At 41.3% G+C, this 22,533-nt stretch carries 19 protein-coding genes; 2 read left to right on the top strand and 17 right to left on the bottom strand.

All coding sequences use genetic code 11. From position 1 onward, the window contains the following. Positions 1-70 precede the first annotated feature (70 nt). The 11 genes from psr to SP4011_RS04525 form a co-directional block, all read right to left on the bottom strand. The gene (gene psr / locus SP4011_RS04575) at positions 71-1,345 is read right to left on the bottom strand and encodes a polyisoprenyl-teichoic acid--peptidoglycan teichoic acid transferase Psr (RefSeq protein ID WP_301351086.1); all 1,275 of its coding nucleotides are present in this window, start codon (positions 1,343-1,345) and stop codon (positions 71-73) included. Next, a complete protein-coding gene (gene pheA / locus SP4011_RS04570; RefSeq protein WP_338620089.1) occupies positions 1,342-2,190 on the bottom strand; it encodes a prephenate dehydratase in 849 nt (282 codons plus the stop codon). Before pheA ends, psr begins: the two co-directional genes overlap by 4 nt. Continuing rightward, positions 2,187-2,663 carry a shikimate kinase gene (locus SP4011_RS04565; protein ID WP_173275815.1) on the bottom strand — a complete coding sequence of 159 codons (477 nt, stop codon included), beginning with the start codon at positions 2,661-2,663 and terminating at the stop codon, positions 2,187-2,189. Before SP4011_RS04565 ends, pheA begins: the two co-directional genes overlap by 4 nt. Beyond that, complete coding sequence (aroA, locus tag SP4011_RS04560) at positions 2,656-3,939, bottom strand: 3-phosphoshikimate 1-carboxyvinyltransferase (RefSeq protein WP_338620087.1); 1,284 nt, start codon at positions 3,937-3,939, stop codon at positions 2,656-2,658. The genes SP4011_RS04565 and aroA overlap by 8 nt, the downstream gene beginning before the upstream one ends. Before the next feature lie 91 nt (positions 3,940-4,030). Continuing rightward, positions 4,031-4,369, bottom strand: a complete 339-nt coding sequence (locus SP4011_RS04555; protein ID WP_070478366.1) for a YlbF/YmcA family competence regulator — start codon at positions 4,367-4,369, stop codon at positions 4,031-4,033. Positions 4,370-4,379: 10 nt separating this feature from the next. Next, positions 4,380-5,483: a prephenate dehydrogenase gene (locus SP4011_RS04550; RefSeq protein WP_338620086.1), complete on the bottom strand. Its 1,104-nt coding sequence runs from the start codon at positions 5,481-5,483 to the stop codon at positions 4,380-4,382. 9 nt (positions 5,484-5,492) lie between these two features. Beyond that, complete coding sequence (gene aroC, locus SP4011_RS04545; RefSeq protein WP_338620085.1) at positions 5,493-6,659, bottom strand: chorismate synthase; 1,167 nt, start codon at positions 6,657-6,659, stop codon at positions 5,493-5,495. A gap of 9 nt (positions 6,660-6,668) precedes the next feature. Further along, on the bottom strand, positions 6,669-7,736 hold the full coding sequence (gene aroB / locus SP4011_RS04540; protein WP_338620084.1) for a 3-dehydroquinate synthase: 1,068 nt from the start codon (positions 7,734-7,736) through the stop codon (positions 6,669-6,671). Positions 7,737-7,754: 18 nt separating this feature from the next. Next, positions 7,755-8,609, bottom strand: a complete 855-nt coding sequence (locus SP4011_RS04535; RefSeq protein ID WP_338620082.1) for a shikimate dehydrogenase — start codon at positions 8,607-8,609, stop codon at positions 7,755-7,757. Further along, a complete protein-coding gene (gene aroD, locus SP4011_RS04530) occupies positions 8,599-9,276 on the bottom strand; it encodes a type I 3-dehydroquinate dehydratase (protein WP_338620081.1) in 678 nt (225 codons plus the stop codon). Before aroD ends, SP4011_RS04535 begins: the two co-directional genes overlap by 11 nt. Then, entirely contained in the window at positions 9,273-10,436 is a 1,164-nt protein-coding gene (locus SP4011_RS04525; protein ID WP_338620080.1) for a class I SAM-dependent rRNA methyltransferase, read from the bottom strand. The genes aroD and SP4011_RS04525 overlap by 4 nt, the downstream gene beginning before the upstream one ends. 149 nt (positions 10,437-10,585) lie before the next feature. Here SP4011_RS04525 and SP4011_RS04520 point away from each other — a divergent pair, with 149 nt between their 5' ends. Beyond that, entirely contained in the window at positions 10,586-12,703 is a 2,118-nt protein-coding gene (locus tag SP4011_RS04520; protein ID WP_338620405.1) for an LTA synthase family protein, read from the top strand. Positions 12,704-13,255: 552 nt separating this feature from the next. Here the strand turns inward: SP4011_RS04520 and SP4011_RS04515 are convergent. Continuing rightward, positions 13,256-14,893 carry a hypothetical protein gene (locus tag SP4011_RS04515; RefSeq protein WP_338620078.1) on the bottom strand — a complete coding sequence of 546 codons (1,638 nt, stop codon included), beginning with the start codon at positions 14,891-14,893 and terminating at the stop codon, positions 13,256-13,258. After that, a complete protein-coding gene (locus SP4011_RS04510) occupies positions 14,874-15,623 on the bottom strand; it encodes an ABC transporter ATP-binding protein (protein WP_338620077.1) in 750 nt (249 codons plus the stop codon). The genes SP4011_RS04515 and SP4011_RS04510 overlap by 20 nt, the downstream gene beginning before the upstream one ends. 179 nt (positions 15,624-15,802) lie before the next feature. Here SP4011_RS04510 and SP4011_RS04505 point away from each other — a divergent pair, with 179 nt between their 5' ends. Then, on the top strand, positions 15,803-17,257 hold the full coding sequence (locus tag SP4011_RS04505) for an alpha-amylase (protein WP_338620076.1): 1,455 nt from the start codon (positions 15,803-15,805) through the stop codon (positions 17,255-17,257). Positions 17,258-17,417: 160 nt separating this feature from the next. Here SP4011_RS04505 and SP4011_RS04500 read toward each other — a convergent pair whose 3' ends face one another. The 4 genes from SP4011_RS04500 to SP4011_RS04485 all read right to left on the bottom strand — a co-directional run bounded on the left by SP4011_RS04500 (position 17,418) and on the right by SP4011_RS04485 (position 22,435). Continuing rightward, a complete protein-coding gene (locus SP4011_RS04500) occupies positions 17,418-18,689 on the bottom strand; it encodes an HNH endonuclease (protein ID WP_112444105.1) in 1,272 nt (423 codons plus the stop codon). A gap of 70 nt (positions 18,690-18,759) precedes the next feature. Beyond that, on the bottom strand, positions 18,760-21,378 hold the full coding sequence (gene alaS, locus SP4011_RS04495; protein WP_338620075.1) for an alanine--tRNA ligase: 2,619 nt from the start codon (positions 21,376-21,378) through the stop codon (positions 18,760-18,762). A 21-nt stretch (positions 21,379-21,399) separates the two neighbouring features. Then, positions 21,400-21,885, bottom strand: a complete 486-nt coding sequence (locus SP4011_RS04490) for an LURP-one-related/scramblase family protein (protein ID WP_000847068.1) — start codon at positions 21,883-21,885, stop codon at positions 21,400-21,402. 307 nt (positions 21,886-22,192) lie between these two features. Continuing rightward, entirely contained in the window at positions 22,193-22,435 is a 243-nt protein-coding gene (locus tag SP4011_RS04485) for a hypothetical protein (RefSeq protein ID WP_338620403.1), read from the bottom strand. Between the last annotated feature and the right edge of the window lie 98 nt (positions 22,436-22,533).

Below are 22,533 nucleotides of genomic sequence, written 5' to 3'. Positions count from 1 at the left end.
GCAGACTGTAAAAAATCAAAGCCTGACTGCTAGATAAATAGCCTTCAAGCTTTGATTTTTCTGTCTTATCTTATCTCAAACCCATCTGAGACAATTTATTCTGATATTTGTTTTGATCAACCAGCAAGCCCAAGCCTCCATAAACATCATAGGCATCTACCCAGTCACCTAGTTCTGGAATCGTCAATTTTTCAATACCATTTTTTGCTCCATCCAAAACAGATAAACCGTTTGTTAGGAGGAAAGTATAGGGTGCGTTGGTTGAGGTCATAGCAAAAACCTTTCCAAGAGCTTCAGAACCAGTGAAAAGTTTAGTGGGATCTTTAATTTGCTCTAAAATTGCTGTTAAAACTTGCTGCTGTCTTTTGGTACGGCCGTAATCCGCCTCATCGTCATCACGGAAACGAGCATAATTGAGCAAGGTTGAACCGTTCATCTGCTGTTTTCCGACTTTAATAGTCTGGGTTGGAGACTCAGTCTCAGTAGCGTGTAAATCATCTCCGACTGTAGCTTCTGTTAGTGGACGCCCATTCAATGTTGAAAATTGAGCATCAATTGTCACCCCATCAGGGAAAAGTGTGTCAATCGCTGTTGCAAAGGCCTGAAAATCGACCAAGGCATAGTACTTAATGTCCAAGTCAAAATTATCTTTCAAGACTTGGCGAACCATTTCTGCCCCTTTTTGTCCCTCTTGTTCTCCTAACTCGTAGGCTACGTTTAACTTATTATCCGTCTGTTTTCTACCGTTAATGACTTGGCTGTAACCGTCTATATAAACCAAATTGTCACGCATGAAACTGACCAGCTTCATTTTCTTATCTGAGCCGCCAACATTTAATACCATAATAGAGTCCGTCCGCGTCTCAGCACTGTTTTGGCCGATTCGACCATCCGTCCCCATGATCAAAATATTAACCCCGTCTCTAGTGTCCTGACCATTAAAGACTTGAACCTGTGCTGCCTTGGCATCAGCAGTTTTCTTTGCACTAGCATCTTGATAACCACGTAAAAACATGAATACCATGGCTAAAGCCACACAGACTAGAAGAGAGAAAATCACCATAAAAATGCGTTTAAGACGGAGCTTCCGTCTTTTCTTTTTGGGAGGAGCAGAGTGTGCTTGTGATTTGGATTGTGAGCGACTCCGGTTCGCATAGCTTGGTAAGTCAACCTGCTCTTCTCTTTCTTGTTCCAAGCTGGAACTACTATTTACCCTAGCAAGAGTTAGCTTTTCTTGCAAATAGGCAAACTCATTTTTTTCTCTCTCATTGAGATAGTGAATATTTTTTAGCAAATAATCATAACGTAATTTTTCATGATGACTGAGAGGATTTTCTTTACTCATCTTCTCTCCTTTCCATGGTCTGATATTGGATAAATAGGATAGGCACCCAGAACCTTATACTGGATTCCGATGGCTTCTAATTCTTTTTGGGCAAAGTGGACCAGGCCCTTATCAGCATAGTCCACATCGATAATGAAAAAGTATTCTCCCAGTGCTGTCTTGAGTGGACGACTTTCAATTTTTGTTAAGTCAATTCCTCGCCAAGCAAAGGTCGACAGTGCCTTATAAAGTGCACCTGGAAGGTTGTCAGGTAAGGTCAAGGCCAAAGTCATTTTCTCAGTTTGTGCTTGCAAGGGAATAGCCACACCTTTAGATCCCAGAACCCAGAAACGTGTGAAATTGGCTTCCATTTCCTGAATATCCTCAGCAATCAGTTCCAAGCCATATTCCTCAGTAGAACTTCTTGGTGCAATGGCTGCATAAGGCTGGTCTGGATGTTCGGAAATAAAACGGGCAGCATAAGCTGTACTAGCTGTTACCTCGATTTGGGCCTCTGGATATTGTTCATCGATGAATTTCTTTCCTTGAGCCAAGGCCTGTGGATGTGAAAAAATCTTTTCAATCTTATTATGACCTGGAACCACCATCAACTGCTGATGAATAGGCTGAACAATTTCTGCCACTGCTTGGATGCGAGCCTGATGAAAAAGGTAGTCCAAGGTTTCATGAACACTACCTTCGATAGAATTTTCAACTGGCACCACAGAATAGTCCACCAAGCCTTGCTCATAGGCCTTGATGACATCTGTAATGTTGGCAAAGGCCTGCAATTCCTCATGAGGAAAAGCTGTCTGCACAACGTGGTGTGAAAATGATCCCTTGGGACCTAGATAAGCAATTTTCATCTCAGTTCCTCTATAATTTCCTCTGGGCTTAGCTTGGTCACATCCAAAACCCGACTGGCAACTTCCTCATACCAAACCTGTCTTTCTTGGAAAATAGCTGCAAGTTCTTCCTTGCTATTATTTAGAAAAAGCGGGCGCTGATTGTCCTTATCAGCTGCTATGCGTTGGTAGAGGGTTTCAAAATCTGCTTTCAGGTAGATATTATCAGAATTTGTCTTTAGTAAGTCACGATTTCGCTGAGAAACGACCACTCCTCCACCAGTTGACACAACTTGGTCTCTTTGTAGTAAATCAGCTAGGACTTCTGATTCTACCTGACGAAAGACCGCTTCTCCCTTTTCAGCGAAAAAATTCGCAATGGACATACCTAGGCACTTCTCAATCAGAGCATCCATATCAAGGTAATTAGGGTCCAAGCCTCTTGCAATAGTCGATTTGCCAGATCCCATAAATCCTAGTAATACCTTAGCCATGAATCAAGTTCTCCAAATCATCAAAGAAGCTAGGATAGCTGGTATTGATGGCTTCTGCACGATCAAGCTCCACTACTCCATCAGCAACCAAGAGAGCCGCGATAGCCGTCATCATGCCGATACGATGGTCTCCAAACGTATTGACTCTAGCACCGTGAAGGGCTGATTTTCCTTTGATAATCATTCCATCTGCTGTAGGTGTGATATCCGCACCCATGCTATTTAAAGCGTCTGCCACAACCTGAATGCGGTCTGTTTCCTTGACCTTAAGTTCCTCAGCATCCTTAATAACTGTTACACCTTGAGCTTGGGTCGCAAGTAGGGCAATAATGGGCAATTCATCAATCAAGCGTGGAATCAAAGCGCCACCAATTTCTATTCCTTTCAAGTCAGAAGGCTCAACAGTCAAGGTTGCAGATTTAGCGACTGGGTCAATTTCAGTAACTTCTAATTTTCCACCCATGGCGCGAATGACATCAATGATACCTGTACGCGTTTCGTTGATGCCCACATTCTTAAGCACCACACGAGAATTTGGAACAATCAAACCTGCGACTAACCAAAAGGCTGCACTGGAAATATCTCCTGGAACAACCACCTTTTGTCCTGTCAATTTTTGCGGTCCTTGGACTGTGATTTTCTTGCCATCCACACTTAAATGACCACCAAATTGTTGCAGCATATCTTCAGTATGATTACGGGTGCACTCTTTTTCGATAATTACAGACTCCCCTTGGGCCTGCAAGGCTGCAAAAATCAAGGCTGACTTGACTTGAGCAGAGGCAATTGGCAATTCATACTGAATAGGTCTTAGGTTTTTCGTCCCTTTTAAATGAAGGGGAGGCAGGTCTCGCTCAGTTTGCCCTGAAATGCTGACGCCCATTTTTTTCAGTGGAATAGTCACACGATCCATAGGACGTTTGGATAGACTGTCGTCTCCGAACATCTCTACTTCAAAGTCTGCACCAGCAAGAACACCTGAAATCAGGCGAATCGAGGTTCCAGAATTTCCCATATCAAGGGCATTTTGTGGCGCTTTTAAGCCGTCCATACCGACACCTTGAATGGTAATAACCCCATCTTTATCCTCAATCTCTACACCAAGGTCACGAAAAACCTGCATGGTCGAAAGAACGTCTTCACCTCGCAGAATATCATAAACCTTGGTCTCACCCTCAGCCAAACTTCCAAAGATTATGGAACGATGGCTAATAGACTTGTCACCTGGAACTCGGATACTCCCATGTAAGTGGCGAATGTTTGTTTTTAGTTTCATACTAGACCTCATACTTGCAATACTTTTACCTATTTTATCATAAAAAGCCAGAAATTCCTTAAAAATTCCTGACTTTAGGATTGTTATTTTCTTATTTTAGCAATTCTGAAACTGGTTCGAAAACAATTTTTTCAATGTCAGAAAGGTAAATTGCCAATTGTTGTTGCTTAGTAAAGAATTCTGACAAGAGGCTGTTCCCCTGAATCTGCTTACCAAAGCCTTCCATTTTAGCTTGGAAGGAAGCATCTGGCATTTGCCCTGTCTGTGCTAGTTTTTGAATTTCCTCTTGAAAGGCAACATATTCTGTAAAAATTTTGCTTGCCTCAGCATCTGCTGCAATAGCATCTTTAGCTGCTTTAACAGCCTTGTATTCTGGCAATTCGCGTAGACCGCGACTGAGTTCGTTTGCACTATCGTAAATATTTGACATGATTTTCTCCTTATTTGATGACGACTGTATAGTCTGTATTTTCTGTTATTAGATGCTCGGCTCGTTCTAAATCTTGAGCATTTTTAAATGAAATTTGTAGAATCCCGTGAATATCTTCACGGTTTTCCTCATTGATGTGAATATTAACCAAGGAAGTTCCTCGCAGCAATTCCAAAATCCGCAGGACGACGTCTTCTTCATCGGGAACGTCAACATAGAGGTCATAAGAGCTATCCACACCGCCACGCTTATGAATTTCCATGGCCTGACGTTGCTCACGCGCTTGGTTGAAAAAATTCCAGATTTGCTCTTCATCTCCCTTGCTGATGGCCTGACCAATCGCTTCCAAACGCTCCTTGAAATCCGCAATTCGGTCTAGAATAGTCTCGCGATTAGACAAGAGAATGGAGGTCCACATCCCTGGCTCGCTTTCCGCAATCCGAGTCATATCTCGAAAACCACCTGCCGCAAAGCGCCTTGCCATCTCATGTTCTTGAGCATAGACCGCGGTCTGTTCCATGAGACTAGAAGCCAGAATATGAGGAAAATGGCTAATCTGAGAAGTCACGCGATCATGCTCCTTGGCATCAATCTCGATAAAGCGAGCATGAAGACCTGAAAGCAAGTCCTTCATTTCCTCAAGTGTGTCCTGACTTGTCAGGCTTGAAGGTGTGAAGATATAATAGGCATTTTCAAAGAGATTGACATCCGCAGAGGCAGCCCCTGTCTTGTGACTACCGGCCATGGGATGGGCCCCGACAAAGCGAACAGGCTTACCAGCTAAATACTGCTCCGCCGCATCCACAATGGCTGACTTGGTCGAACCAGCATCTGAAATAATGACGCCTTCTTTCAAGTCCAAGTCGGCCAACTCCTTAATGAAAGCAATGGTTTGTTTGATTGGCAAACTGAGAATGATGATATCTGCCAAAGGAGCAAAACTGGCAAAATCATCCGTTGCACGGTCAATCATCCCTTCTTTCAAGGCGATATCTCTCGAAGCTTGACTGCGATTATAACCCAAAATCTCATAATCAGGATGATCGCGTTTGATACCTAGGGCCATAGAGGCTCCAATCAACCCAAGACCTGCGATATAGACTGTTTTTGCCATAGGAACTCCTTAATAGTTCTTTGTATAGTCTCGGTGTTTGGCTACCGCTTCTTTTAGTTCCTCAAGATTATCTGATGAGAATTTTTCAAGGATTTCTTGCACCAGAACCGTTGCCACAACAGCTTCCATAACTACACCTGCAGCTGGAAGAGCGGTCGGATCACTTCTCTCCACAGTTGCCTTGTAGGGTTCATGGGTTTCGATATCCACACTCATAAGTGGTTTGTAGAGAGTAGGAATGGGCTTCATAACTCCACGAACAACGATAGGTTGCCCATTGGTCATACCACCTTCAAAGCCGCCCAGATTGTTAGTACGACGAGTATAGCCGTCTTCTTTAGACCAGAGAATTTCATCCATAACTTGGCTGCCTTTACGATAACCAGCCTCAAATCCAAGACCAAATTCCACCCCTTTAAAAGCATTGATAGAAACAACGGCTTGGGCCAATCGCGCATCTAATTTTCTGTCCCATTGGACATAGGAACCAAGACCAACTGGAACACCTCCAACGACTGTCTCCACAACCCCCCCGATGGTATCACCGTCACGTTTGATTTGATCAATGTAATCCTTGATCTCCTGTTCCCGTTCTTGGTTAACAATAGAAACTTCAGACTGGGCAGCTCTTTCCTTAATCTCAGCCACTGTCAGATTCTCAGGAACATCGATTTCCTTGCCACCAAAGACCACGACATGGTTGGCAATCTCCATATCCAGTTCAGCCAAGAGGCGTTTGGCTACAGCCCCGACTGCCACTCGCATGGTGGTTTCACGAGCTGATGAACGTTCCAAAGAATTTCGTAAATCATCAAAACGGTACTTGATGCCCCCAACCAAGTCGGCATGACCTGGACGTGGATGGGTGATTTTACGCTTGCTTTTAAGGCGGTCTTCAATGTCCTCCGCAGACATAATGTCCAGCCATTTTTGGTGGTCCTTATTGATGACATCCATGGTAATGGGAGCCCCTGTCGTCTTCCCATGACGAACGCCTGAAGTAAAGACAACTTGGTCGCTCTCAATCTTCATACGGCCACCACGACCGTAACCACCCTGACGGCGTTTAAGGTCCTCATTGATATCCTCTGCTGTCAAAGGTAGTCCAGCTGGAATTCCCTCAATAATAGCTGTCAGACGGGGACCGTGTGATTCTCCTGCAGTTAAATATCTCATACACTCTCCTTATTTTACCAAGTAGTCTTTCATCTCTTCCAGAGAAACTGGGTGAATAGTCGCTGAACCAAGCTCTGGTACCAAGACCAATTTCAAGGTATTGCCACGCGCTTTCTTATCATGAGTCAAAGCCTGATAAAGCTTGTCAACATCCCAGTTTTCATAGTCAACAGGTAGTCCAAATTTCTGACACATAGCTGTAATAGACTGGGTTATCCCTTCTGGCATAAGGCCTTTTCCCTCAGCTACCTTGGAAATCTGTACCATTCCCATAGCTACAGCCTCTCCATGCATGACCTTGCCATAACCGGCAGTCGCTTCGATGGCATGGCCAATAGTGTGGCCAAAATTGAGGTAAAGGCGAACACCATTGTCCAACTCATCCTCAACCACCATCTTGCGCTTGACCTGACAAGAATGTTCAATCAAAGTCTCCGCATGTTCCAGAATGCTCTCTACAGTACCATCCAGCTCCGTCAAGAGAGCCCACAGTTCTGGATCCTCAATCAAGCCATACTTGATAACCTCACCCATCCCTTCAATCAACTCTCTTTTTCCAAGCGTTTCAAGAACAAGTGGGTCAATCAGAACCCCATCTGGTTGGGCAAAGGTACCCACCATATTCTTAGCAAATGGAGTATTGACGCCTGTCTTTCCACCGATAGAAGAATCCACCTGGGCTGTCAAGCTAGTCGGTATCTGAACAAAATGAATACCCCGCATATAGGTAGAGGCTACAAAACCAGCCAGGTCCCCAACGACACCGCCACCTAGGGCTACAATCCCATCACTGCGGGTCAGACCTTGCTTGACCAAAAATTCATAGACTTTCTGAACAGTGGTCAAATTCTTTCTTTCTTCACCTTCTAAAAAGTCAAAAACAGCTACCTGAAAACCAGCATCTTCTAGGCTGAGCTTGACCTTCTCTGCATAAAGAGAAGCTACATGGTTGTCTGTTACAATGACCACTTTTTGTGGTTGCCAAAGTTCTCGCAACCACTGACCAGCTTGAGGCAGACAACCTTTTTCAATCTGAATATCATAAGGATGATGAGGAATATCGATTCTGATTTTCATAGGAGAATCTCCCTTTCTTTATTGGTATTTTTCTGTTAAGGACTGCCAAATCTCTTCTGTTGGCATTTCCTTGCCTGTCCACAGTTGAAAAGCTTCTGCAGCTTGATAGAGCAACATTCCCAGACCATTGACGGCTGGATTGCCCTGACTTCTGGCCCATTTTAAAAATGGTGTTTCAAAGGGTTGGTAAATGATATCTGCCACTAAGAGAGTTTCTGGCAAATTGATGCTTTCAGGAACTGGAGATGATTGACCATCCATGCCCACACTGGTGGCATTGACCAGTAAATCCGACTCAGCAATCCTTGCTTGCAGTTCAGAAACATATTCTAAAGCATACAAGTCCACTTTAAAGCCTGTCTGCTCCTGTAACTTGTCTAGGTAAGGTCTTGTTTTTTCCATAGAAACGGAACGAACAAAGAGCGAAATCTGACTGACGCCATCCAAAATAGCCTGTGCCAAAATGGACTTGGCCGCACCACCTGCACCCAGCAGAGTCATCTTCTTACCTGTAATGGTAAAAGAAGGCAAGCTCTTAAAAAATCCCTTGCCATCTGTATTATATCCAATTAAATTGCCATTCTCATTGACAACCGTATTGACCGCACCGATCAAGCGCGCTTCATCACTCAATTCATCTAAATAAGGAATCACTTGCTCCTTATAGGGCATGGATAGGTTGATACCAAACATCTGGTAGCGACGAATATTAGCCATTGTTTCTGGCAAATCACTCGCTTCAATCTCCCAAGCCACATAAACACCATTGGTAGCTGTCGCCTCAAAGGCCCTATTGTGGATGAAGGGAGAAATAGAGTGCTTAATAGGATTGGCAACAACGGCAGCTAAACGTGTATAGCCATCAAGCTTCATCCAAAATCTCCCTGATTTTTTTCATGTTAGCTAGGGAAATCTGACCAGGTGCACTGGCCTCATCCAGACTGGCAAAAGACCAACTCGAACCAGTCACATCCGCAGTGATACGAGAGACCTTGCCCACCTTGCCCATAGAAATGGTCACATATTCCTGTTCAGGATTGAGGGTTTTAAAGCCTCGTGTATAGTTCATCAAGTCTAATACATCCTGCTCCGTGTGAGCCATCACCGCAACCTTGACAAGTTTTGGATTTAGGCTCGTCAACTCTGACAAGATTTCCATCATATTTTCAGGTGTTTCTTGGAAATTATGGTAACTCAAAACAAGATTTGGGAAGTCCAGCATTTCTTCAAAAACATCCTTGTAGCTATAGTACTCAAAATCAATATAGTCTGGTTGATAGAGTTGCGCCACTTCCTTGATTAGATGGATATATTCTTCTGGAGAAAGGTCGATTTCTCCCCCTTCAGAGCAAGTTCGCAATGTGAAAACCAACTCACGGCCTGCGAATTTTTCAAAAATAGCTGGAGCCACCTGCAAAATCGCTTCTTTAGGCAGATAGTCGGCACGCCATTCAATGATGTCGGCATCCAGGTACCTTGTGGCATCCAGAGCCTGGGCCTCCTCTAAACTTCTTGGCATTACTGAAACGATCAATTTCATTTACTAACCTTCATACTAATCACCTTGAGGTAATTACTACTTTCATCTTTTTTATTATAGGCGAAATCTGCTGGAAGACCGTATTTGTTTAAAATCTGGTAACTTCTTCCTGCAAAACCTTTATCAATTTGCTCTGTAAATTTCTGGCGGGAAACATTGGCAGCATTGGTACTGGCAATGATGATTCCTCCCGGATTTAAAATCTCAAGACTCTGGGAAATCAACTTGTGATAATCCTTGGCCACAGAGAAGGTCTGCTTTTTGTTCCGAGCAAAGCTAGGCGGATCTAGGACAATCACATCGTAGGTCAAGCCTTTTCGTTTGGCATACTTGAAATATTCAAAGACATCCATGACCACAAAACGGTGGTCGTCTGTACTGATTCCATTTGCCTGAAAATGCGCTTGAGACAATTCTCGTGAACGTTTAGCTAGGTCAACCGAAGTAGTCTGGCTTGCTCCACCCATGGCCGCAGCCACTGAAAAGGCTGCTGTGTAGGAAAACATATTGAGCAAGGATTTGCCCATAGCCAAACCGTCAACTAAGCTACCTCGAACTTCATGCTGGTCTAGGAAAATTCCTGTCATCAAACCATCATTCATAAAGATCTGATACAAGACACCATTTTCTAAAACAGTGAAAAAGTCAGGTGCTTCTTGACCATAAACATGGGCTGATTCATAGTCCAAACCCTTAAAGCGGATCTTCTCATAGGTCCCTAACACCTCAGGAAAAACCTGTCTAAAGGCTTCTGAGATGGTCTGACGAATCTGATAAACATAAGAGTTATACCAAGAAAAGACAGCATAGTCGCCATAAAGGTCCACTGTCAGACCGCCAAAACCATCTCCCTCTTGGTTGAAGAGACGAAAGGCAGTTGTCAAATCATCTTGATAGTAGGCGCTTCTCTTTTCTTTAGCTTGTCTAAACAGCATTTCAAAGAAAGCTTGATTGAAGGTGATCTTGTCTTTACTGATAAACCAACCCAAACCCTTGTTTTGCTGCGAAAGGTAGGCAGTTCCAAGAAAGGTTCCTTCCTGACTCTGCACTTCTACTTCCTGATCCTTGAGATTGACATTCTCAAGATCACTGGCTTCTAGTAAAACCAAACCTTTGGCGAGCTTCTTTTCAACCCTTTTGCTGACTCTTATTCTATTCATAACTACCATTATATCAAACTTTTAGCCAATTCTCAAAAAAGAAACTACCCTTGCTTTTTTACTCTTCTTTTAAAAAATGGTATACTAATACTAATAAAAAATTAGGAAGTAAATGTGTGAAAAGCAATTTTAACAAAATCCAAAAAGCCATGGGTACCAGACTGGGTTTTGTCCTAACCCTTTTAATCCTCTATTGGCTCAAAACCTTATTAGCCTATGCCGTTGACTTTAATTTAGATATTCAAGTAGGCAAGTTGCAGGGAAATTACCTTGCCTTTATCGCCTTTTTCAACCCCCTTCCTTTGGGACTACTTCTGCTGGCTCTAGCCCTCTATGCTCGGTCAACCAAGATCTTTTATGGTCTGAGTATAGCTATTTATAGCCTTTTATTCATTTGGCTCTATTCCAACGTCTTTTACTATCGAGAATTTAGTGACTTTATCACGGCCAATACCATGAAGGTGGTCAGCAAGGTGTCTGTCGGCACTGCAGAACTAGAGTTACTGCGTCCTTGGGATTTTATCTATTTTATGGATTTCCCACTGCTGGCTTTCCTTTTCTATAAAAAATTCATCCAGCTGGACAGGAGACCTTTCAAATTCCGCTCCAGTATTGCCATCACTGCTCTCTCGGCCCTGCTCTTTTCAGCTAACCTTTTCTTGGCTGAAATCGAGCGTCCCGATCTCCTGTCGCGAGGATTTTCGAATTATTATATTGTTCGTGCCCTTAGTTTGCCAGCTTTTCTAGGTTATAGTGCCAACCAATCCTACAGCGCCAATAAAGAACGTGCTAAGGCTTCTGAGACTGATCTTCAACCTATTACAGATTATATTCAAGAACATTCTGCTAAGCCCAATCCAGACTATTTTGGCTTGGCCAAAGGAAAAAATGTGATTTATCTCCACTTGGAGAGTTTCCAACAGTTCCTACTTGACTATAAACTCAACATAGATGGAACTGAGCATGAAGTCACTCCCTTCCTTAATTCCCTCTACCATTCGCAATCTACACTAGCCTTTTCGAATATCTTTAACCAAGTCAAGGCTGGGAAGACCTCAGATGCGGAAACCATGCTGGAGACTGGTTTGTTTGGACTTGACCAAGGTTCCTTTATGGTCAATTACGGTGGTACCAATACCCAGCAGGCAGCTCCTTTTATCCTATCAAAAAACGGCTACCAATCAAGCGCTGTCTTTCACGGCAATATCGGGACCTTCTGGAATCGAAATACGACCTACAAACAATGGGGCTACCAATACTTCTTTGATGCTTCCTATTTTACCAAGCAAGACAGTAGCAATTCTTTCCAATATGGTTTAAATGATAAAATCATGATGAAAGATTCTATCCAATATCTGGAGCACTTGCAGCAGCCTTTTTATGCTAAGTATATCACGGTGTCCAATCACTATCCCTATGTTAGCAATCTGACAGGCGATGAGCTTGGTTTCCCACTGGCTAAAACCAAAGATGAAACAATCAACGGCTACTTCCAAACAGCTAACTATCTGGATAGTGCTATCAAGGCCTTCTTTGACTATCTCAAAGAAAGTGGCCTCTATGAAAAATCCATCATCGTCATCTACGGAGACCATTATGGTATTTCCAACTCCCGCAATCCTGAGCTGGCACCCTTGATTGGCAAGACTTCTGAGAACTGGTCGAATTACGACAATGCCATGTTGCAACGAGTGCCTTTTATGGTGGTCATGCCTGGCTATGAAAAAGGACAAATCATCAATACCTACGGTGGACAAATCGATATCTTACCGACTCTCGAACACCTCCTTGGTATCGAATCCAGTTCCTTCCTTCAAGTTGGACAAGACCTCCTATCACCAGATCATCAAGAAATCGTTGCCTTTCGAACTGCCAATTCCTTCGTCACACCAAAATATACCAGCTACGACGGACGAACCTACTATACTGAGAGCGGTCTTGAAATCAGTAATCTTGATGAACAAGCTCAGACTGAACTGGAAAGCGTTCGGCAGGCAGCCAGTCAACAGCTGAAAATCAGCGACCAGATTCAAACTGGAGATTTGATCCGTTTCTACCAAGCAGGTCATCTTGGAAAAGTTAATACAGAAAGTATTTCTTACCTCAATTCCTTACCAATTCTGCAAAAGATTGAGCAGGAAAAAGGTAGTCAATCAACCAGCCTCTTTAGCCAACGACAAGGTAAGACCAGTGCTGACCTTTTCAAGGCACCAAGTTACCAAGAACTCCACCCAGAGTCAGCAGAAACCGAATCAAAATCACAATAAAAGATGCTCTTCCGTCTTGGAGGAGCATTTCTTTTTATCAACAAAAATCAAAGAGCAAACTTGGAAACTAGCCTCAGATTTACTTTGAGATTGTAGCTAGAGAGGCTGTATCAGCAATATGTGTCTGTCAAATTTAGTGACGAAGATAGTAGAAGAAATATTAGGATATAAATCAGCTTCAGTAGATATCTGGAAAATTTGATTTTATAGAAAAACCTTCTGCTACAAACTCAATATACTATCAATAAATAATATTATAGAAGCAACAATAATTATAATTTCACCTATCTGCATCATTCTATTTCGAACTTTAAATATATGTTCTATCAAAAATACTTGGATCACACACATTATAGGAATGAAAGTTTTTGAAATTGAAAAATATCCCAATAAATAAACTATAAACAACAATAATAGAACTATATTATATTTCTTATTCATGACATTCCTCCCCATATTTTTGATTACCAATCTTAATCATTTACAACTACGTTCTAACAAACTATAAAAGCGTTTGTCGAATTGAATTTATCAAGCAGGCGACCAACTAGCTCATCTTTTTTCTATTTCTGTCAATATGCGTGACAGGTAGTAATGATAGCCAAAAATAGCAAGAGCAAGCAAGAGGATAAGAACTCCTACTCCCAAGCTGATGGCAAGGACAGGGGCGAGAGACCGAACCAAGAATAAGCTCCCTATTACAAGGGCCATTAAGATTGCACTATAAATAAAAATCAAAACTATTGCTACTATACGATTTGAACGGTTCACCAAGTCCGTAATGCTACTCCAATTGGTTGACAGATTTTTCACGTCCTTAAAGTAATTGTGGCAAGAAAGGATGACACTGGCAAGGATCCATGCCACAAGAAGGTAAATCATCGAAAGGATGGGCAAGCCTAGATATAGAGAAAGGCCAAGTAAAGTCAGAACTGGTAAAAAGGACTGGACAGCAAATATAATCCAAAATTTCACTTTCACATAACGAGCAAAGTCAAAGGGTAAACTCTTAAGAAAATCAACATTTTCCCTCTCCAAGGACAAGGCAATTGAATGCAGGCTGGTGATATTGTTATTGACAACTGCTATAAACACTCCTACAAAAAACAAGGGTAACCAGTATGGAGGATGAATATCTGGAACTATCTGAGAATCTCGAATTTTGGAAATCAGACCGATCATCATGAGATAAGGAAGAAAAGCACTTGTAAAAAGCACTGTAATCACGCCAGTTCCCTGTCCCAAGAGGGTGAGGTGGTAGCGTAAAACCATACGGAAAAAGCCTTTTTTATTAGTAGTTGAAATTCTCTCCTTATTGCGACGTTCTTTCTTGACCTTCTCCTCACTGTTAAGCAGAATCACGTCATAAAAATGAGGAAGAACCTTCTTTTTGGTCAGGTAAAGCAAGAAAACAGTTAAAGCTATCCAAGCTAACAGACCCAGTATGGCTTCTGTCGAAAAAGGCTCCACTGCTATTTTGTAAAAGATATGAAGAGGATAAAGGAGAAATGGAATGTCTCTAACTTTGTCAACAATACTTCCAAAAGTCGACTGTAGAAAGAGGACAAATATTAAAGGTATGAGAACCCCTATCCCAATCATCACATTCGAAAAAATAGACTGATACTTTCTGAAGACCGTAGTCTGAGCCAAGAAATGTACTGCCACTACCATCACTAAAGTAACAGAGACAAATAATAAGGCCAAGGACAGCAGCATCAAAGGCAAGCCCAGCCAAAGAGAAGGAGCTAGCCTAATATAGAGGACTAGAAAATAAGCTAGGATTGGTACAATTCCAGCTAGAGCTGGCAAGAGAACAGACAGTCCTTTAGCAATTATAATCTCTGATTCTTTAAAGGCATAGGGCCTATACGATGCCAAGTCCTTACTCTCATAAAAGACATTGTAAAATGCAGTGAAAGAAGTTGAAAAGGCAAGCACCAGTAAAATAGCAACCATGCTACTAAAAAAACTTGGTATTTCCTCAAAAGGAAAACGAAAGGCTATATTTATAAACATGAAAAGCATCAAGATACTAGAAAAAATGTAAGAACTTAGGACTCTAGCGGAAACATTTACTTTTTTCTCAGGATTCTTAGCTTGCTTCTTTCGTAGGTTAGCCAGATTAGCTTCTTGAGATGAATAGAGGATATTGATATCAACTAATTTTTTAATGACCTTGAGACGCATCTGAAACCTCCTCTTTTCTACCGGCAAGGCTAAGATAGATACTTTCCAAAGACTGGTCTGGGTGGTCTTTTCTCAAGTCCTCTACCTTACCACAATAAATCAAATGCCCCTTTTTCAAAATGGCAATCCGATCACAGACTTGCTCAGCTACCTCTAGGACATGAGTTGAAAACAAGACCGTCTTGCCTTTTTGTGCATGTTCCTTCATCATTTGCTTCAAATCAAAGGCAGCCTGGGGATCCAAACCTGTCAAGGGTTCGTCCAAGACCCAAATATCAGGATCAGACAAGAGTGCCCCAATGACAAAGACTTTTTGACGCATTCCGTGAGAAAGGGTTTCAATAACCTGATAGCGATTTTCAGCAAAATCAAAAACGTTCAATAGCCTAGCTAGATTAGCCTCCAAGTCAGAGCTAGTCAGATCATAGGATGAAGCAAGTAATTCCCAAAATTCATTGGCCGTTAAGCGTAAAAATAAGTCAGGCGAGTCTGCTACGTAGCCAATCTTTCGTTTAATAGCCAAGCGATTTTCCGATAACTCCTGACCGTCTACTAAAATATGACCACTGCTGGGCGAAATGATACTGACTAGGGATTTTATAGTGGTCGATTTCCCAGCACCATTATGGCCAATCAAGCCCATAATCTCCCCATTTTTAATCTGCAAATTGAGATTGTTCAAGGCCTCTTTATCACCATACAACTTACTAACATTTTGAAATTCAATCATGGGATGACTCCTATCTTTATCTATATTACATACTATTATACTAGCACTTTGATACAAAAAAATCAACACTTTATTTTAAGTAGATACAATAGTTTCCTTCTATTCTTACGCAAACGTTTGCGCCGAGAGATACTTTATGATAGAATAAAGAACAAGATTGACAAGTAAGAGGAAACATCATGCAAAATCAAACACTCATGCAATACTTTGAATGGTATCTGCCCCACGACGGTCAGCACTGGACGCGTCTGGCTGAAGATGCTCCACACCTAGCTGATCTCGGTATCAGTCATGTCTGGATGCCACCAGCTTTCAAAGCCACCAATGAAAAAGATGTAGGTTATGGGGTCTATGACTTATTCGACCTAGGCGAGTTTAACCAAAAAGGTACTGTCCGCACCAAGTATGGTTTTAAAGAAGACTATCTTCAAGCCATTCAAACTCTAAAAGCACAGGGAATCCAGCCTATGGCCGATGTGGTACTCAACCACAAGGCTGCAGCCGATCACAGGGAAGCCTTTCAGGTCATCGAAGTGGACCCTGTAGACCGTACAGTTGAACTCGGAGAACCCTTCACCATCAATGGCTGGACTAGCTTTACCTTCGATGGTCGCCAAGATACTTACAATGACTTCCACTGGCACTGGTACCACTTCACAGGTACAGACTACGATGCAAAACGCCGTAAGTCTGGCATTTATCTGATCCAAGGAGACAACAAGGGTTGGGCCAACGAGGAATTGGTTGATAATGAAAACGGAAACTACGACTACCTCATGTATGCCGACCTAGACTTTAAGCATCCTAAAGTCATCCAAAATATCTATGACTGGGCTGATTGGTTCATGGAAACGACTGGTGTAGCTGGTTTCCGCTTGGATGCCGTCAAGCACATCGACTCTTTCTTCATGCGCAATTTCATCCGCGATATGAAGGAAAAATACGGTGAGGATTTCTATGTTTTTGGTGAATTTTGGAATCCCGATAAGGAAGCCAATCTAGATTATCTTGAAAAAACAGAAGAACGCTTTGACCTTGTCGATGTTCGTCTCCACCAGAATCTCTTTGATGCTAGCCGAGCTGGTTCCAACTACGACCTTCGTGGTATTTTTACAGATAGCTTGGTTGAACTCAAGCCCGACAAGGCTGTAACCTTTGTCGACAACCATGATACCCAACGAGGACAGGCTCTTGAGTCTACTGTTGAAGAATGGTTCAAACCAGCAGCCTATGCCCTCATTCTATTACGCCAAAATGGCCTTCCATGTGTCTTTTACGGAGACTACTATGGGATTTCAGGGCAATATGCTCAAGAAGATTTCAAAGAAGTCCTTGACCGCCTCCTAACCATCCGAAAAGATTTGGCCTACGGAGAGCAAACAGACTACTTTGATGATCCTAACTGTATCGGTTGGGTACGTTCAGGTGATGAAAATCAATCCCCAATCGCAGTCCTTATCTCAAATGACCAAGAAAACAGCAAGTCTATGTTTGTCGGCCAAGAATGGGCTAACCAAACTTTCATAGACTTACTTGGAAACCACCAAGGTCAAGTTACAATTGATGAGGAAGGTTATGGACAATTCCCTGTCTCAGCTGCTTCGGTAAGTGTCTGGGCAGCCAATACTATTTAATAGTTCATAATATTCAAGCCAGATCCAATCAGATTTGGCTTTTTTGTATTCACAAAAAGACCTACCCAAATGGATAGATCTTTGAACACCTATATTTTTGTAAAAATTATATCACTAATTGACACATCCTGTTCTCAAACATTACAATTTTCATCTAAATCTATAGAACTTTATCTGATTTTGTTCTATTACATTTCCAACATAATGTTTGTAAATTACTTTCCGTAGACATTCCACCCTTTGAAACTGGAATAATATGGTCCACTTCTAGCAATAATAAATCTTGTTGAGCAGTAGATGCTCCGCAATATTGGCAAGTATAACAGTCCCTTTCTTTGACATACTCACGTAATTTTTTAGTCATTAATGCACGTTGAGCTTTAGCACTTTTCTTATACTTAACTTGCTCATCCATATAAGTAATTAATAATTCAATTATTTCCTCATTTAGTGTAATTGAAGTAACTTGACTAGAATTACCACCTGCACTAACATATTGAAAAGTATAGGTAGGAAAATTAAAATTAATTTGGGGAACTTCAATGTTTATATAATATAAAAATTCTTCTTTATAATACTTTAAAATAAACTGTGGAGGATTTAAACTATTTAAAATTCTTGCCAATCTATTATCAAGATTCTCTTTAGCATTAAGAAATCGTGATACTTGTTCACCAATTTCTTGAATACGCTGTAGATTTTCTTCGTTAGGCTTAAAATCAAAATACTTACATAAATACTTAAAAGGTTCTAACTCTGCATTTCTAACAACTTGTAGTGAAGCATTATAAACATATTTAGATTGATAATCAATAACGTTCCTATCACGTTGAATATTATACAAACTTGTATTTTGTCCTTTAGCTACATGAGCATACTTATATTTATCAAAACTTATAGATTGTAAGCTTACCTCATCAAACTTCTCAACATATTTAGCTATTTCATTATATTCTGTAACAAAAGAATCGATTTGTATTTTATTCCGAATAAATTCATCACTTAAAAAGTAATGTTTTTTCATATTATAACGAACAAGCCTATAAATTAAATAAATCCAACCAATCCAAGGAATAAAGAATGCAACAATAAACTTGATAATTTCATTATTTTTTCTTTTGAATTTATTTAATTTTATTTTATTGCGCTCTTCTTCTATTACACTTATTGGTATTTCAATCGATGAGGTCGATGAGTATATTTCATCTATCGGTTTATTTATTGTATCTCTGTTACTATTAACAGCTATAGCTTTTTTACTATCTTTAATATACAACCAATAGAAAAGGAAAGTAAATACGGAACTAAAAATAATTTGAGATATAAATTGTTGGAAGCCTAGTTGGTCAATAATTTTTTTGGAATCAAATATAAATCCAATTGTTCCCATACCAAAAAATATACTTAAAGCAACATAAATTTTTCTTTTCATAAGAATACTCTCTTAACAATATCTTTTCAACTCTTAATTTTTAAAATTATCAAAGAATTAATAATCGAGTTTACAATTTACCTGCTACGGCATCCAACAATTCTTGGATTTTAGCTTGGTTGCTTCCTCCTGCCATGGCCATGTCTGGTTTACCACCACCACGTCCATCGACGATTGGTGCTAATTCTTTGACAAGGTTTCCTGCATGAAGGTCTTTTGTCTTGCTTGCTACAAGGACATTGACTTTGTCACCGATAGCGGCAACTAGGACAAGAAGATCAGAGTAGTCTTTTTGTTTCCAATTATCTGCAAATGTACGAAGGGCACCAGCATCTGATACAGAAACTTGACTAGCAATGTAACGGTGACCATTGACTTCCTTCACATCCTTGAAGATATCGCCTGCAGCAGCCGCTGCGGCTTTTTCTTTCAATTCAGCATTTTCTTTTTGAAGTTGACGAAGTTGTTCTTGAAGTCCTTCTACCTTGTGAGGTACTTCCTTGACTTGTGGTGCTTTCAAGGTTGCTGCGACAGCTTTAAGAGCGTCTTCTTGTTCACGGTAGGCTTCAAAGGCTTCCTTACCAGTCACTGCCAAGATACGGCGAGTTCCTGATCCAATCCCTTCTTCTTTGACAATCTTGAAGAGGCCAATTTCAGAAGTGTTACCAACGTGGGTACCACCACAAAGCTCGATAGAGTAGTCACCGATAGTAACAACACGGACTTCCTTGCCGTATTTCTCACCAAAGAGGGCCATAGCTCCCATTTCCTTGGCAGTATCAATATCCGTTTCAACTGTCTTAACTTCAAGTGCTTCCCAAATTTTCTCGTTAACTTGCTGCTCAATCGCACGCAATTCTTCAGCAGTTACTGCTTGGAAGTGGGTAAAGTCAAAGCGAAGGAATTCAACTTCGTTAAGAGATCCTGCTTGTGTTGCGTGATTTCCAAGGATGTTGTGAAGAGCAGCGTGAAGCAAGTGAGTCGCAGTGTGGTTTTTCATAACACGGTGACGACGATTGGTATCGATTGCCAAGGTATATTCTTGGTTTAAGGCAAGCGGTGCAAGGACTTCAACAGTGTGAAGAGCTTGTCCGTTTGGTGCTTTTTGAACATTTGTCACAGTAGCTACGACCTTACCTGACTCATCCAAGATTTGTCCGTGGTCAGCTACCTGTCCACCCATTTCAGCGTAGAATGGCGTTTCCGCAAAGATAAGTGAGGCAGTTCCTTTTGACACAGCTTCTACTTCTGCATTGTCAGCCACGATAGCCACCAATTTAGAAGACAATTGGCTAGCATTGTAGTTGAAGACACTTTCTACAGTGATGTTTTGAAGGGTTTCATTTTGCATACCCATTGAGCCACCCTTGACAGCTGATGCACGCGCACGTTCTTGCTGTTCTTTCATGGCTGCTTCAAATCCTTCACGGTCCACAGTCATACCAGATTCTTCAGCGATTTCTTCAGTCAATTCAACTGGGAATCCATAAGTATCATAAAGTTTAAATACATCTGAACCAGCAATGACAGATTGACCTTTTTCTTTCAAGTCAGCTACAATGCCTTGGGCAAAGTGTTGACCTGAGTGAAGGGTACGTGCAAATGATTCTTCTTCGCTCTTAACGATTTTTTCAATAAAGTCACGTTTTTCAAGTACTTCTGGGTAGTAGCTTTCCATGATTTTTCCAACGGTTGGAACGAGTTTGTAAAGGAAAGGCTCGTTGATTCCCAATTTTTGACCATGCATAGAAGCACGACGGAGAAGACGACGAAGGACGTAACCACGACCTTCATTTCCTGGAAGGGCACCATCACCGATGGCAAATGAAAGTGAACGGATGTGGTCTGCGATGACCTTGAAGCTCATGTTATCGCCATCTTGGTCATAGACCTTACCAGACAATTTCTCCACTTCACGAATGATCGGCATGAAGAGGTCTGTTTCAAAGTTAGTCTTAGCCCCTTGGATAACTGCCACCAAACGCTCTAAACCAGCGCCCGTATCAATGTTCTTGTGTGGCAATTCCTTGTATTCGCTACGAGGAACAGCAGGATCAGCGTTAAATTGTGACAAAACAATGTTCCAGATTTCGATGTAACGGTCGTTTTCGATATCTTCTGCAAGAAGACGAAGACCTATATTTTCTGGGTCAAAGGCTTCTCCACGGTCAAAGAAAATCTCTGTATCTGGTCCAGAAGGTCCCGCACCGATTTCCCAGAAGTTGTCCTCGATTGGAATCAAGTGACTTGGATCCACTCCCACTTCAATCCAGCGGTTGTAAGAATCTTTATCATCTGGATAGTAGGTCATGTAAAGTTTTTCAGCTGGGAAGTCAAACCACTCAGGGCTGGTCAAAAGCTCATAAGCCCAAGTGATTGCTTCGTCACGGAAGTAATCACCGATAGAGAAGTTCCCCAACATTTCAAACATAGTATGGTGACGTGCAGTCTTCCCTACGTTTTCAATGTCGTTGGTACGGATAGCTTTTTGCGCATTGGTAATACGTGGATTTTCTGGGATAATAGTCCCATCAAAGTATTTCTTAAGCGTTGCTACCCCAGAGTTGATCCACAAAAGTGTTGGGTCATTTACAGGAACCAAACTCACTGATGGTTCTACAGAGTGACCTTTGGTCGCCCAGAAGTCAAGCCACATTTGGCGTACTTGTGCACTAGATAGTTGTTTCATATTGTCTCCTTATTTACTTGTTTAATGTGATTGGCTTTCCAGCATTTCCACATAGTCAATCGCTACACAGAGGGAAATAACTAGATCTGCATAAGCGTCCTCCAGAACCGTTACGGTATAGGTAGAGGTCAGATGGAAGAGTTCCTTCTTAATTTCTGCAATCAGCTGATCGCGATCATCCAGCAATTTGAAATTCAAATCCCAGATATTGCCTTCGATACGAAGACCTAGATTATCAAACTCATACTTATCTCGCCAGAAGGTCAACTTCTTGCGAATGACAAAACTCGAGCCATCCCGAAGATGAATCTCAAAACGAGGTAGCAAGGTCAAGATTTCTTTACTAATCTGACTGACCTGTTCACCATTATCATCATAGATGGTAAAAGTTTTGGGAATCTTAAAAAATGATCCCTCTACCTGATAGGCAATTTCTCCCCTGTCATCCTTGATAGCGAAGCGTTCGCCTCCAAGACGAAACTTTTGTTTGACAAGAAATGTTTTCATCAACACCTCCAAAAATCAAAAGACAAGTTCATATCACGAAGGGCGAAAAACCGCGGTACCACCTTCATTCAATGAACTTGTCATTCTCTTGTTCTTATGCAATTGTTAAATTGAGTAGCATGACTTTCTAGCTTAGATGGCTCGCAGCACCGCCATTTCTCTGGACTAAGACAAGAGAAAATCAATTCTCAACTTTCTTATTATAACGTTTTTTTAAGCTTACGTCAACTGGAAATGATCTCCGTTGAATCAGAGCAATTCCCTACATCTCTGATTACTTTTTCATGATATATTATTCTTACTGCTATTACTTTTCTTTATCACCAATTTTCATATTACTAAACACAGCCACTAAAATATTTACAAATATAAAGGTGCCTATCACCCAATATATGGACTCAGTTGTTAGGTATTGTCGATCCAAACCATCTTTTAAATGTAATAGTATAACAGTTTGCTGAACAGTCAAAAAGGTTGGCCAGAAACTTTTTTGAAAAAAGTAGACACTTCCATTATTTGTTACCGCTTTCTGTAAGGTTAAGCTTAGTATACTACTAGGCAAGCAAATAAGCAACTAGAGTTGAAAAAGATAGGGCTGTAAAATTTTTCTTCTATAAAAAAACGAACCAGCTTGACTGATTCGTTTCG

The organism is Streptococcus parapneumoniae, assembly GCF_037076355.1.
Lineage (GTDB): Bacteria > Bacillota > Bacilli > Lactobacillales > Streptococcaceae > Streptococcus > Streptococcus parapneumoniae.
This window is presented reverse-complemented; position numbering and strand designations above follow the sequence as displayed.

Excerpts from the sequence above, each read along its gene's own strand:
- aroB (WP_338620084.1), bottom strand. The coding sequence starts at position 7,736 with ATGAAAATCAGAATCGATATTCCTCATCATCCTTATGATATTCAGATT.
- SP4011_RS04490 (WP_000847068.1), bottom strand. The coding sequence starts at position 21,885 with ATGAAAACATTTCTTGTCAAACAAAAGTTTCGTCTTGGAGGCGAACGC.
- aroA (WP_338620087.1), bottom strand. The coding sequence starts at position 3,939 with ATGAAACTAAAAACAAACATTCGCCACTTACATGGGAGTATCCGAGTT.
- SP4011_RS04500 (WP_112444105.1), bottom strand. The coding sequence starts at position 18,689 with ATGAAAAGAAAAATTTATGTTGCTTTAAGTATATTTTTTGGTATGGGA.
- pheA (WP_338620089.1), bottom strand. The coding sequence starts at position 2,190 with ATGAAAATTGCTTATCTAGGTCCCAAGGGATCATTTTCACACCACGTT.
- SP4011_RS04535 (WP_338620082.1), bottom strand. The coding sequence starts at position 8,609 with ATGAAGCTTGATGGCTATACACGTTTAGCTGCCGTTGTTGCCAATCCT.
- SP4011_RS04515 (WP_338620078.1), bottom strand. The coding sequence starts at position 14,893 with ATGCGTCTCAAGGTCATTAAAAAATTAGTTGATATCAATATCCTCTAT.
- alaS (WP_338620075.1), bottom strand. The coding sequence starts at position 21,378 with ATGAAACAACTATCTAGTGCACAAGTACGCCAAATGTGGCTTGACTTC.
- SP4011_RS04510 (WP_338620077.1), bottom strand. The coding sequence starts at position 15,623 with ATGATTGAATTTCAAAATGTTAGTAAGTTGTATGGTGATAAAGAGGCC.
- SP4011_RS04520 (WP_338620405.1), top strand. The coding sequence starts at position 10,586 with ATGGGTACCAGACTGGGTTTTGTCCTAACCCTTTTAATCCTCTATTGG.
- SP4011_RS04550 (WP_338620086.1), bottom strand. The coding sequence starts at position 5,483 with ATGGCAAAAACAGTCTATATCGCAGGTCTTGGGTTGATTGGAGCCTCT.
- aroC (WP_338620085.1), bottom strand. The coding sequence starts at position 6,659 with ATGAGATATTTAACTGCAGGAGAATCACACGGTCCCCGTCTGACAGCT.
- aroD (WP_338620081.1), bottom strand. The coding sequence starts at position 9,276 with ATGAAATTGATCGTTTCAGTAATGCCAAGAAGTTTAGAGGAGGCCCAG.
- SP4011_RS04555 (WP_070478366.1), bottom strand. The coding sequence starts at position 4,369 with ATGTCAAATATTTACGATAGTGCAAACGAACTCAGTCGCGGTCTACGC.
- SP4011_RS04525 (WP_338620080.1), bottom strand. The coding sequence starts at position 10,436 with ATGAATAGAATAAGAGTCAGCAAAAGGGTTGAAAAGAAGCTCGCCAAA.
- psr (WP_301351086.1), bottom strand. The coding sequence starts at position 1,345 with ATGAGTAAAGAAAATCCTCTCAGTCATCATGAAAAATTACGTTATGAT.
- SP4011_RS04565 (WP_173275815.1), bottom strand. The coding sequence starts at position 2,663 with ATGGCTAAGGTATTACTAGGATTTATGGGATCTGGCAAATCGACTATT.
- SP4011_RS04505 (WP_338620076.1), top strand. The coding sequence starts at position 15,803 with ATGCAAAATCAAACACTCATGCAATACTTTGAATGGTATCTGCCCCAC.